Origin of the sequence: Marinobacter sp. SS5-14b (assembly GCF_030541005.1) — a bacterium.
GTDB lineage: Bacteria > Pseudomonadota > Gammaproteobacteria > Pseudomonadales > Oleiphilaceae > Marinobacter.
Genome location: NZ_JASSVM010000001.1, coordinates 16223 through 27942 on the forward strand (window position 1 = coordinate 16223; position 11720 = coordinate 27942).

At 58.4% G+C, this 11720-nt stretch carries 11 protein-coding genes; 10 read left to right on the forward strand and 1 reads right to left on the reverse strand.

All coding sequences use genetic code 11. The features are described 5' to 3' along the window. Window positions 1-48: 48 nt before the first annotated feature. Window positions 49-951: an AraC family transcriptional regulator gene (locus tag QPL95_RS00095; protein WP_303288948.1), complete on the reverse strand. Its 903-nt coding sequence runs from the start codon at window positions 949-951 to the stop codon at window positions 49-51. Window positions 952-1084: 133 nt separating this feature from the next. On the opposite strand from QPL95_RS00095, the gene QPL95_RS00100 reads away from it, so the two are divergent. The 10 genes from QPL95_RS00100 to QPL95_RS00145 all read left to right on the forward strand — a co-directional run bounded on the left by QPL95_RS00100 (window position 1085) and on the right by QPL95_RS00145 (window position 11667). Then, the gene (locus QPL95_RS00100; protein WP_303288950.1) at window positions 1085-2578 is read left to right on the forward strand and encodes a CoA-acylating methylmalonate-semialdehyde dehydrogenase; all 1494 of its coding nucleotides are present in this window, start codon (window positions 1085-1087) and stop codon (window positions 2576-2578) included. 33 nt (window positions 2579-2611) lie between these two features. Continuing rightward, window positions 2612-3778 carry an acyl-CoA dehydrogenase family protein gene (locus QPL95_RS00105; protein ID WP_303288952.1) on the forward strand — a complete coding sequence of 389 codons (1167 nt, stop codon included), beginning with the start codon at window positions 2612-2614 and terminating at the stop codon, window positions 3776-3778. 30 nt (window positions 3779-3808) lie between these two features. After that, on the forward strand, window positions 3809-4588 hold the full coding sequence (locus tag QPL95_RS00110; protein ID WP_303288954.1) for an enoyl-CoA hydratase: 780 nt from the start codon (window positions 3809-3811) through the stop codon (window positions 4586-4588). A 14-nt stretch (window positions 4589-4602) separates the two neighbouring features. Next, a complete protein-coding gene (locus QPL95_RS00115; protein ID WP_303288956.1) occupies window positions 4603-5673 on the forward strand; it encodes an enoyl-CoA hydratase/isomerase family protein in 1071 nt (356 codons plus the stop codon). Window positions 5674-5697: 24 nt separating this feature from the next. Next, window positions 5698-6585, forward strand: a complete 888-nt coding sequence (gene mmsB, locus QPL95_RS00120; protein ID WP_303288958.1) for a 3-hydroxyisobutyrate dehydrogenase — start codon at window positions 5698-5700, stop codon at window positions 6583-6585. A 126-nt stretch (window positions 6586-6711) separates the two neighbouring features. Further along, complete coding sequence (locus QPL95_RS00125; RefSeq protein ID WP_303288960.1) at window positions 6712-8361, forward strand: AMP-binding protein; 1650 nt, start codon at window positions 6712-6714, stop codon at window positions 8359-8361. Next, a complete protein-coding gene (locus QPL95_RS00130) occupies window positions 8358-8774 on the forward strand; it encodes a PaaI family thioesterase (RefSeq protein ID WP_303288962.1) in 417 nt (138 codons plus the stop codon). The genes QPL95_RS00125 and QPL95_RS00130 overlap by 4 nt, the downstream gene beginning before the upstream one ends. Before the next feature lie 88 nt (window positions 8775-8862). Next, complete coding sequence (locus QPL95_RS00135) at window positions 8863-9663, forward strand: ABC transporter ATP-binding protein (RefSeq protein ID WP_303288964.1); 801 nt, start codon at window positions 8863-8865, stop codon at window positions 9661-9663. Then, complete coding sequence (locus tag QPL95_RS00140; protein WP_303288966.1) at window positions 9660-10382, forward strand: ABC transporter ATP-binding protein; 723 nt, start codon at window positions 9660-9662, stop codon at window positions 10380-10382. Before QPL95_RS00135 ends, QPL95_RS00140 begins: the two co-directional genes overlap by 4 nt. A 73-nt stretch (window positions 10383-10455) precedes the next feature. Further along, on the forward strand, window positions 10456-11667 hold the full coding sequence (locus QPL95_RS00145) for an ABC transporter substrate-binding protein (protein ID WP_303288968.1): 1212 nt from the start codon (window positions 10456-10458) through the stop codon (window positions 11665-11667). Window positions 11668-11720: the final 53 nt, after the last annotated feature.

Here is an 11720-nt window from a genome sequence, read left to right on the forward strand (position 1 = left end):
GGGGGCTCCAGTTGTGTTCGTTGCAGGTTTTCCTGGTGGGTCAATTTATCAGTGCCGGGCCGTATGGCGATAGTCACTGGGGGACTTCCCCATTACCTTCTTGAACAGGCGGGAAAAGTAATAGGCGTCGTCGTAACCCAGTTGCCGGCTGATGTCGGCAAAGCTCTGGCTGGTGGTGTCCAGCAACTGGCAGGCCCGCTCTACCTTCAGATGCAGGAAGTGTTGAATGGGCGAAGTGCCGGTCTGCTCCCGGTAGCGGGTTGCAAAATGCGCCGGCGAAAGGCTGGAGAGTTCGGCCAGCTGGTTGAGTGTCAGGCGATCTTCCAGATGTTCCCGCATGTAGTTATGGATGGTTTCAAGTTCCGCCTGCTTGGCGTGATCGGTTTCGTCTGCATTCAGGGGCACCGCCGCCAGCAATTGTCGCAAGCGGTTGCTGGCGTGGATCAGCCCTTGCGAACGGAAGCCGGTTTGCCGCACCGACAACAGGCCATTGAAGTCGACCAGTAAACGCGGCTGGCGGCCAAGGTGGCGAATGCGAGTCTGATTATCAAAGCCCATATGCGAATGAAACGCTTCAGCCAGTGGGCCGGTGTAATGCACCCAGTGAATGGTCCAGGGGTGGTCAGGATCTGAGGTGTAGCGATGGGCTGCGCCCGCAGGGAGCAATAGCAGGTCCCCGGCACGCACGGTATAGGGCTCTCCGCCAACATTCAGAAACGCCTTACCCTCCGTGCAGTAGATCAAAAGATTGTCACGATGGTGCTCCCGGTGCATGTGGTGGCCCACAGCTTTCCGGTAGTGGCCAAACGCCAGCGGATAAAGCTCCCGGGTAAGCGGATGGCTGGCCAGCATATGAATACTGGGCTCAGGCACCACATAACGCACGCTGTCCGATGGCACGGGCCATTGCGAGGTTTGGGTGACTTGTGTGTTTCTGGAAACTGTCTGCATCGAAAAATAATCCATCATGATCGAAACTTAGTCAATCACACCTTGGTAAACCCCGTGCTACGCTTGATTCAAATAACGCCTGTGCCCGAGTGAGCCAGGCTCTCCTGAACAACAACAAACAGGGACCACCACGATGAAGAAGATTCCCCAGTACATTGCCGGTGAATTCGTTCAGAGCCAGACCCAGAACTGGATCGACGTCACCAATCCCGCCACTAACGAAGTCATTGCTCAAGTACCGTGCGCCACGGCTGATGAAATGCGCCTGGCGATCGACAAGGCCGGAGAAGTGTTCAAAAGCTGGAAGGAAACGCCGGTGTCAGACCGGGCCCGTGTGATGCTGCGTTACCAGGCCCTGCTGAAAGAGCACCACGACGAGATAGCTGAAGTCCTGTCCCAGGAAACCGGCAAGACCTTCGACGATGCTAAGGGCGATGTCTGGCGTGGCATTGAAGTGGTTGAACACGCCGCCAACGTTGCGTCCATGATGATGGGCGAGACCGTTGAGAACGTTGCCCGCGAAGTGGACACCCACTCCTGGATTCAGCCCCTGGGCGTATGCGCCGGTATCACCCCGTTCAACTTCCCGGCGATGATTCCTCTGTGGATGTTCCCCATGGCCATTGCCTGCGGTAACACCTTTATCCTGAAGCCGTCCGAGCAGGACCCGATGACCCCGATGCGCCTGGCCGAGTTGTTTGAAGAAGCCGGCGCACCCAAGGGCGTGCTGCAGGTGGTGCATGGTGCCAAAGAGCAGGTGGATACGTTGCTGACCGATCCCGCCATCAAGGCGATTTCTTTTGTGGGCTCAGTGCCGGTTGGTCGTTACATCTATGAAACCGGCACCCGCCACATGAAGCGAGTACAGAGCTTCGCCGGCGCCAAGAACCACATGGTGATCATGCCGGATGCCGACAAGCAGCAGGTAATCAATGCTCTGGTTGGCGCCTCAGTCGGTGCCGCTGGCCAGCGTTGTATGGCGATTTCTGTGGCCGTGTTTGTGGGCGCGGCTCAGGAGTGGATTCCGGAGTTGAAAGAGGCTATGGCAAAAGTGCGCCCCGGTGCCTGGAACGATTCGGGTGCCAGCTACGGCCCGGTCATCAGCCCGAAAGCCAAGGAGCGTATTGAAGCTTTGATCGCCACCGGAGAAGCCCAGGGCGCGACCCTGTTGCTGGATGGCCGCAACTGCACGGTCGATGGTCTGCCGGATGGCAACTGGGTAGGGCCAACGCTGTTCAGCAACGTGACGCGGGAGATGGATATCTACAATGAAGAAATCTTTGGTCCGGTTCTCACCTGTATGAACGCTGATGATCTGGGTGAGGCCATTGAGCTGATCAACCAGAGCCCCTATGGCAACGGTACCTCGATCTTCACCAATCACGGTGGCGCAGCCCGCCGATTCCAGCACGAGATTGATGTGGGCCAGGTGGGTGTGAACATTCCCATTCCGGTGCCCCTGCCGTTCTTCTCGTTCACTGGCTGGAAGGGTTCGTTCTACGGCGATCAGCATGCCTACGGTAAGCAGGCTGTCCGCTTCTACACCGAAACCAAAACAGTTACCTCGCGCTGGTTCTCAAGTGAGGCCACGTCCTCCGAAGCCAACTTCTCCATTCAGCTGCGCTAACCGCGCAGCGGCCGGACAAGCAGGAGCCAAGCGATGGACTTTAACCTGACGGAAGACCAGTTGGCGTTCCGGGCTGCGGCCCGGGCTTTCGCAGAAAAATCCATGGCGCCCCACGCGGCGCGATGGGATGCCGAACACATCTTCCCGGTTGACGTTATGAAAGCCGCGGGGGAGATGGGCTTCATGGGCATGTATACCCCGGAAGCCCTGGGTGGCATGGGCCTGTCTCGCATGGATACCTCGGTGATCGTGGAAGAGCTGGCCATGGCCTGCCCCTCCACGGCCGCCTTCATGACGATTCACAACATGGCCACCTGGATGGTGGCGAGCTTTGGGACTGATGATCTGAAGCAGGCCTTCGTGCCCCGGCTCGCCAGCGGCGAATGGCTGGCGTCCTACTGCCTGACCGAACCGGGGGCCGGTTCGGATGCGGCCAACCTGCGTACCCGCGCAGTACGGGACGGCGACAGCTATGTGATTAATGGCAGCAAGATGTTCATCTCCGGCGCCGGCGCCACCGATATTCTGGTGTTGATGGCCCGGACCGGCGATGCCGACAGTGGGGCCAAAGGAATCTCGACCTTTGTGATTCCGGCCGATGCCGAGGGTGTGTCCTACGGCAAGAACGAAGAGAAAATGGGCTGGCACAGCCAGCCAACCCGCCTGGTGACGCTGGAAGACGTGCGCATTCCGGCCACCAACCGGGTAGGGCAAGAAGGCGACGGCTTTGCCATTGCCATGAAAGGCCTGGACGGTGGCCGTCTGAACATCGCCACCTGTTCACTCGGCGGCGCCCAGGCGGCGCTGCTGCGGGCCCGCAATTACCTGCATGAACGCCAGCAATTCGGTAAACCGCTGGCGGCGTTTCAGGCGCTGCAGTTCAAACTGGCGGACATGGCGACCAACCTGGTGGCTGCACGCCAGATGGTGCGCCTGGGTGCGTTCAAACTGGACAGCGGTGATCCGGAAGCCACTCTGCATTGTGCCATGGCCAAGCGCTTCGCCACCGACGCCTGTTTTGAGGTGGTGAACGAAGCCCTTCAGCTGCATGGCGGCTATGGTTATATCCGGGAGTATCCGCTGGAACGCTATGTGCGAGACCTTCGAGTACACCAGATCCTGGAAGGTACCAACGAAATCATGCGTCTGATCATTGCCCGCCGGCTGCTGGACGATGGCGTCGCCGAAGCCATCCAGTAATCGGCCAACGACTTACACAAGGAATCTATGATGAGTGACCTGATTCAACTCGAGAAACGCGACCACATCGCGATCATCACCATTGCCAACCCGCCGGCCAACACCTGGACGGCCGACTCTCTGGCGGCTCTGGCCAAGACGGTTGAACAACTCAACCAGGATCGGAATATCTTTGCCCTGGTAGTGACCGGGCAGGGCGAAAAGTTCTTCTCCGCCGGAGCCGACCTCAAAACCTTTGCCGACGGCGACCGGGCCATGGCCAACGAAATGGCCCAGCGTTTTGGTGAAGCCTTCGCGGCCCTGACCGCCTTCCGGGGCGTTTCCATTGCCGCGATCAACGGCTACGCCATGGGTGGCGGCCTGGAATGCGCGCTGTCGTGCGACATCCGCGTTGCCGAAGAGCATGCCCAGATGGCACTGCCGGAAGCCAGTGTCGGCCTGCTGCCATGCGCCGGTGGCACCCAGAACCTGCCCTGGCTGGTGGGTGAAGGCTGGGCCAAGCGCATGATTCTGTGCGGCGAGCGGGTGGATGCCGCCAAAGCGTTGCAGATCGGCCTGGTGGAGGAGGTTGTTCCCTCCGGCCAGGCTTTGGAAAAAGCGTTGCAACTGGCGGAGGGCGCCTGCAAACAAAGCCCGTCCTCCATTGCCCGCTGCAAACAGCTGGTGATGAGTGCCCGGGAGGGTCGCAGCCACAGTGATGGCTGGCGGATGGAGCGGGAGCTGTTCGTAGAACTGTTCCACACCGAGGACCAGAAAGAAGGCGTTAATGCGTTCCTCGACAAGCGCAAACCCGAGTGGAAGAACCGGTAACAGGCGAGGCAGTTATGAGCGACCAACCGATGGTATTCGAGGAATGGCAGGCGGCCGGCGACAAAGTGATTGCGGTGGCCCGCCTGAACACACCCCGCAACCTCAACTCGCTGTCGATGGACATGATCCATCTGCTGAAGCCCCAGCTACAGCGCTGGGCTGACGACCCCAAAGTGTGTGCGGTCTGGCTGGAAGCCGAAGGCGACAAAGCCTTCTGCGCGGGCGGAGATATTGTCGCCCTGTACCGCAGCATGACCGAGCCCGGCAAACTGGGCGACGGCGAGCATTTTTTCAGCGAGGAATACGAGCTGGATTATCAGATACACACCTTCCCCAAACCGATCATCTGTTGGGGTAATGGCATTGCCATGGGTGGCGGCATCGGGTTGATGGTCGGGGCATCCCACAGGGTAGTCACAGAACACTCCAAACTGGCCATGCCGGAAGTGAGTATCGGACTGTACCCGGATGTCAGTGCCGGCTGGTTTCTTAACCGTATGCCGGTGCGTGCCGGCCTGTTTCTGGGCCTGACCGGCGCCAGAATGAACGGCGCAGATGCCTTGTTTGTGGGCATGGCGGATCGATTTGTAAGGCATGACCTCAAGAATGATGTGGTTGAGGCATTGAAAGCGTCGGATTGGCTGGCAGGTAATGCTCATTCGGTTATCTCAAGCGTGCTCCGGCGGTTTGAGCAACAAAGCCAGGATGCCCTGCCGGACTCGCCCGTGCGCCAGCATCTGGATGACATTAACCGGGCGACCGATGCCGACACGCCGGAGCAAGTGGTCAGCCAGCTTAAAGAACTGAGCGCCCGTGACGACTGGCTGGGTAAATCCACCAAAGGCATCGGCAATGCCTCGCCCACTTCGCTGGCGCTGATGTGGCAGCACTTTTACCGCAGCCGCCACCACAGCCTGAAGCAGGTTTTGGATAACGAACTGGTGATGTCTCATAACTGCCTGAGCAAAGGTGAGTTTGCCGAGGGCATCCGGGCATTGCTGATTGATAAAGACATGCAGCCCCGCTGGCGCTATGCCTCGCTAGGGCAGATTGAGCCGCAATGGATAGACAGTTTCTTTCGCTGAACGAAAACAATAAGGGGAACAACGATGGCACGAATCACCTTTATCGGCCTGGGCAACATGGGTGGGCCCATGGCCTCCAACCTGGTCAAGGCCGGCAATGAGGTCACGGTGTTTGATCTCTCCAAAACCGCTGTTGACGAACTGGTCGCACAGGGGGCGAAAACCGCCGAGTCTGCCAAGGCGGCAGCGGAAGGCGCTGAATGCGTGATCACCATGCTGCCCGCGGGCATGCATGTAGAAGCGGTTTATCTGGGTGACGACGGACTGCTGGAGGCGCTGCCAGCCGGCACCCTGGTAATTGACTCTTCCACCATTGCTCCGGAAACCGCACGCAAGGTGGCAGAAGCGGCCACCGCCAAGCATCTGGAATTCATTGATGCACCCGTCTCCGGCGGTGTGGGCGGGGCCAAGGCCGGCACCCTGACGTTCATCTGCGGGGGTGAAGAAAGTACCTTCAACAAGGCCAGGCCGATTCTTGAGGGGATGGGCAAGAACATCTTCCACGCCGGCCCCCATGGCGCCGGGCAGGTGGCGAAAATCTGCAACAACATGCTGCTCGCCATCCTGATGGCCGGCACCAGCGAGGCCCTGGCCCTGGGCGCGAAAAATGGCCTGGACCCTGCGGTACTGTCGGAAATCATGAAACAGAGCTCCGGTGGTAACTGGGCGCTGAACGTGTATAACCCCTGGCCGGGTGTGATGGAAGGGGTGCCGGCGTCTCGGGATTACCAGGGCGGGTTTCTTGTTAATCTGATGACCAAGGACCTCGGGCTGGCGTTTGATAATGCGGTGAAGAGTCAGGCGTCCATTCCCATGGGCTCTTTGGCCCGCAACCTGTTCCAACTGCATGCGGGGCAGGGCAACGGAGAGCTGGATTTTTCAAGCATTCAGCGGCTTTACAAACCGGATTAATTACAGAGGGGTAGCTTGAGCTGCCCCTTTTTATTAGCCTTTAGTTTACCTTTACGTAAAGTGAAACGTGTGCTAAACCTTGTCTAAATCTTGTGCAGCTGAAGACAACAATAACAGGAGTTCACAATGAGCCTTCCGCAATACGCCGAGGTGTACAACAACTTTGATGTGGCCGCTCTGGAAGCGGAGATTCTGGACGGTCGCCTCGACAGCGGCCTGAACGTGTGCCATGAAATCTGCGACAAGTGGGCCACAGACCCCCAAAAGGTGGCGCTGTACTACGAAACGACCGACGGTGGCGACGGTGCGCTTACCTTCGCCGAGCTCAAAGCGGCTTCTGCCAGGTTTGCCAATTACCTTCAAAGCCTGGGCGTGGGCAAGGGCGACCGCGTGGCGGCCTTGTTGCCAAGAGGGCCGGAGCTGCTGGTCGTGATCGCCGGAACACTTCGCCTGGGCGCGGTCTACCAGCCACTGTTTACAGCTTTTGGTTCTGGCGCCATTGAATACCGCCTGGAACGGGCCGGCACCAAACTGGTGGTTACCGATCCGGACAACTACCCCAAGCTCACCGAGGTCAATAACTGCCCACCGGTGTTATGTGTGAATGCCGCTGCGACCGGAGCGGATGTGCCCGATTTCGATCAGACCATGGCGCAGCAGTCTGATCAGTTCGAACCGGCCATGATCACCGGCAACGATCCATTTCTGCAGATGTTCACCTCCGGCACCGTGGGCAAATCAAAAGGGGTGGCTGTGCCCGCGAAAGCCTTGCTGGCATTCTACGTTTACATGAAATACGCCATCGACCTGCGTGAAGACGATGTGTTCTGGAACGTGGCCGATCCAGGCTGGGCTTATGGTTTGTATTACGCCGTCACCGGGCCGCTGTTGATGGGCCATGCCACCCATTTCAACCCCAACCCGTTCACCCCGGAATCCACCTACGCCATGATCCGCAAATACCGGATCACCAACCTGGCCGCCGCACCCACCGCCTACCGCTTGCTGAAGGCCAACGACAGTGTGTTGCCGCAAGGCGAGAACCTGGGCCTGCGGGTATGTAGCAGTGCCGGTGAGCCCCTGAATCCAGAGGTGGTCAACTGGATCAAGCAGCGCCACTTCTGTCCGGTGAAAGATCATTACGGCCAGACCGAAACCGGTATGACCTGCTGTAACTTCCACGGCCTGGAACATCCGGTACGACAAGGTGCCATGGGGTACTCCTCCCCCGGCCACAAGGTGGTTGCTCTGAATGAAAAGAACGAAGTCGTGGGCGAAGGTGAAAACGGCCAGTTGGCGGTCGATATTCAGGCCTCTCCGCTGTTCCATTTTGATGGCTACACCTGGGGCGAGAAAGATCCGTTTGTGAACGGCTATTACCTGACCGGCGATATGGTGACCTGCCACGGCGACGGCAGTTTCTCCTTCAGCGGACGAGACGACGACATCATCACCACCGCCGGTTACCGGGTAGGCCCTGCAGATGTGGAAAGCACACTGCTGGAACACGCAGCGGTGGCAGAATCCGGCGTGGTGGCCAAGCCAGATGAAAAGCGGGGTTCGGTGATCAAGGCTTATGTCGTCATCAAGGCCGGCCAGGAGCCTGCGGACGATGCCGTGCTCAAAGAGGAGCTCCAGGAGCTGGTTCGCCGCCGTCTGTCGACCCACGCTTACCCTCGGGAAATCGAATTTGTAGACGAGTTGCCGAAGACCCCCAGCGGCAAGATCCAGCGGTTTGTGCTGCGCAATCGTGCCCAGGAGGAAGCCGGTGCATGAAGATTACCTTTGAGGAGTTGAGCCATTTCCTTGAGGTACAGTTTCCGCAGGGGGCCTCCTACGGCACCCTGCAGAAACTGGGCGATGGCTGGGCCGAAATGAAACTCGACGTGGACGAAGAGCATCTTCGGCCCGGGGGTACGGTAGCTGGCCCCGCCATGATGGGGCTGGCGGACGTGACCATGTACGCCGCGCTGCTCAGCCGGATTGGCCTGGTGCCGCTGGCGGTGACTGCCAACCTGAACATTAACTTTCTCAGAAAGCCCGTCGCCCATGCGCCTATTTGGGCCAGGGCGACTATGCTCAAGGTGGGTCGCACCATGGGCGTAGGTGAGGTTTTTGTGTATTCCGAAGGTGTGGAAGAGCCGGTCGCACATTCCACCATGACCTATTCCATACCGCCGGAAAAATAACGCAGTTATTTATTGACGTTTACGTATACGTCAATCTAATCTGTAGGCTAATTGAGAAATACAACAATAACAAAAGGTGAAGTGGCTCATGAGTGAACAGTTCGTTCTCGAGACCCGTAACCTGGTCAAGGAATTCAAAGGATTTGTGGCGGTTGATAACGTCAACCTGCAGATCCGTCAGGGCAATATTCACGCCTTGATCGGCCCTAATGGTGCCGGCAAGACCACGGTGTTTAACCTGTTGACCAAGTTCCTGAGCCCCACACGGGGCCAGATTCTCTATCAGGGTGAAGACATCACCGCCCTGAAGTCCGCCGCCATTGCCCGCAAGGGCATCGTTCGCTCTTTCCAGATTTCTGCTGTATTTCCCCATATGACCGCGCTGGAGAATATCCGCGTGGCTCTGCAAGCCGCAGAGGGCACGTCGTTCAGCTTCTGGAAATCCGGTAACTCCCTGAACAAGCTCAACCAGCGTTGCATGGAACTGCTCGAGTCCGTGGGCCTGACCGAATTCGCCAATACCACCACCGTTGAACTTGCTTATGGCCGCAAACGGGCGCTGGAACTGGCGACCACTCTGGCGATGGAGCCAAAGCTGTTGCTGCTGGACGAACCAACCCAGGGCATGGGCTCGGAAGACGTCGACCGGGTGGTGGAACTGGTACGCAAGGCCGCCGAAGGCCGCACCGTGTTGATGGTGGAGCACAATCTTAGCGTGGTCAGCAAACTGTGTGATCGCATTACCGTGCTGGCCCAGGGGGCCGTGCTGACGGAGGGCGATTATCAGGAAGTGTCTGCCGACCCAAGAGTGCGCGAAGTCTATATGGGCAGTGATGGCAGCGGCGAGCGCGGTGGCAGTCCTGCAGAGCAGGCGGAGGCGGCGCAATGACCCAGAACTCTCAGAAAGACTACGAACAGCTTCGGGTGTCTGGGCTGCACGCCTTCTACGGTGAATCGCACATTCTTCACGGCATTGACCTGGTGGTTAAACGGGGCGAACTGGTCACCCTGCTCGGGCGCAACGGTGCCGGTCGCAGCACCACGCTCAAGGCCATCATGAACATGGTGGGTCGCCGTACCGGCTCCATCATGATCAACGGCGAAGAAACCATGAAGTGCGCGCCGCATCATATTGCGAGGTTGGGTGTGGGTTATTGCCCCGAACACCGGGGCATTTTTTCTTCACTCAACGTCCAGGAAAACCTTACGCTGCCGCCCGTGGTACGCAGCGGTGGTATGAGCCTGGAAGAAATCTACAACATGTTTCCCAACCTGTATGAGCGTCGGTTCAGCCAGGGCACCAAGCTGTCTGGTGGTGAGCAGCAAATGCTGGCCATGGCCCGAATCCTGCGCACCGGTGCCAACATGCTCTTGCTGGATGAAATCACCGAAGGGCTGGCCCCGGTGATTGTCGAGAAGCTGGGCGAGGTGCTGATGGCTCTGAAAAACAAGGGCCTGACCATCATCCTGGTTGAACAGAATTTCCACTTTGCAGCCCCCCTGGCTGACCGGCATTACGTGGTTGAGCATGGGCAGATCGTGGAAGAAATCCGCGCCGATGAACTGAGTGCTAAACAATCGGTGCTGGACGGCTATTTGGGGGTCTGATCTCCGGATAGAACGAAAGCAACAAAACCAACAACAACACGAACCAACGCAAGACAGTAGCGGAGATACAACAATGACAATGACCAAAAAGCTTCTGACCTCAGCCGTTGCATCAGCCCTGATGGTGGGTGGCGCTCAGGCAGCCATTTCCGACAACACGGTAAAGATTGGCTACCTGGCGGATATGTCTGGTACCTATCGTGATCTGGCCGGCCCTAACGGCCTCAAGGCTCTGGAAATGGCCATCAAGGATTTCGGTGGCAAGGTAAATGGCGCCACTATTGAAGTGGTCAGCGCCGATGATCGCAACAACCCGGATTCTTCTTCCAGCACCGTTCGCCGCTGGGTAGAGAACGACAAGGTCGATATGGTGGCCGGTATGGTGGCTTCTTCAGTCACCATCGCGGTCAGCAAGATTCTCGAGGAAAACGACCGGCTGGGCATTGTCTCCGGCTCTGCCGCCTCCAGCATTACCAACGAGCACTGTACCCCCAACCACATTCACTATGTGTACGACACCTATCCGCTGGCCAACGGCACCGCCAGTGCCGTGGTGAAAGAGGGCGGTAAAAGCTGGTACCTGATGACTGCGGATTACGCCTTCGGCCATGCTCTTGAGGCCGATGTCACCCGTGTAGTGGAAGCCAACGGTGGCGAAATCGTAGGTTCTGTGCGCCATCCGTTCCCGACCCAGGACTTCTCATCCTTCGTGCTGCAGGCCCAAGCTTCCGGCGCGGATGTGGTTGGCCTGGCCAATGCGGGTTCAGACACCACCAACGCCATCACCACCGCCAGTGAGTTCGGCGTTACTCAGGCCGGCCAGACATTGGCAGCCCTGCTGCTGTTCCTGACCGACGTACACGCACTGGGTGTCAACACCGCTCAGGGCATCCAGCTCACGACCGGTTGGTACTGGGACATGAACGACGAGACCCGCGAATGGTCAGACCGGTTCATGAAAGAAACCGGTGTACGGCCTACCATGGTGCACGCCGGTATCTACTCCAGCACCCTGCAGTACCTGAACGCTGTGGCGGCGACGGGTTCTGATAATGCTCAAGCTGTGCGCAAGCAGATGATGGACACACCCATCAACGACATGTTCACCAAGAACGGTCGCATCCGTGAGGATGGCCGGATGGTGCACGACATGTATCTGGCGGAAGTGAAAAAGCCCGAGGAGTCCAAGAACGAATGGGATCTGTACAAGATTCTGCGGACCATCCCGGCCGATGAAGCCTACCGCCCACTCTCCGAGAGCAAGTGCAAACTGGTCAACAACTGAGGCTGACGGTTGCTGTGGCGCACCCCGCAACAGGGCAGGGTGCGCCCCGCAAA

Excerpts from the sequence above, each read along its gene's own strand:
- QPL95_RS00130 (WP_303288962.1), top strand. The coding sequence starts at position 8,358 with ATGAAGATTACCTTTGAGGAGTTGAGCCATTTCCTTGAGGTACAGTTT.
- QPL95_RS00115 (WP_303288956.1), top strand. The coding sequence starts at position 4,603 with ATGAGCGACCAACCGATGGTATTCGAGGAATGGCAGGCGGCCGGCGAC.
- QPL95_RS00105 (WP_303288952.1), top strand. The coding sequence starts at position 2,612 with ATGGACTTTAACCTGACGGAAGACCAGTTGGCGTTCCGGGCTGCGGCC.
- QPL95_RS00140 (WP_303288966.1), top strand. The coding sequence starts at position 9,660 with ATGACCCAGAACTCTCAGAAAGACTACGAACAGCTTCGGGTGTCTGGG.
- QPL95_RS00100 (WP_303288950.1), top strand. The coding sequence starts at position 1,085 with ATGAAGAAGATTCCCCAGTACATTGCCGGTGAATTCGTTCAGAGCCAG.
- QPL95_RS00095 (WP_303288948.1), bottom strand. The coding sequence starts at position 951 with ATGCAGACAGTTTCCAGAAACACACAAGTCACCCAAACCTCGCAATGG.
- mmsB (WP_303288958.1), top strand. The coding sequence starts at position 5,698 with ATGGCACGAATCACCTTTATCGGCCTGGGCAACATGGGTGGGCCCATG.
- QPL95_RS00145 (WP_303288968.1), top strand. The coding sequence starts at position 10,456 with ATGACAATGACCAAAAAGCTTCTGACCTCAGCCGTTGCATCAGCCCTG.
- QPL95_RS00125 (WP_303288960.1), top strand. The coding sequence starts at position 6,712 with ATGAGCCTTCCGCAATACGCCGAGGTGTACAACAACTTTGATGTGGCC.
- QPL95_RS00110 (WP_303288954.1), top strand. The coding sequence starts at position 3,809 with ATGAGTGACCTGATTCAACTCGAGAAACGCGACCACATCGCGATCATC.
- QPL95_RS00135 (WP_303288964.1), top strand. The coding sequence starts at position 8,863 with ATGAGTGAACAGTTCGTTCTCGAGACCCGTAACCTGGTCAAGGAATTC.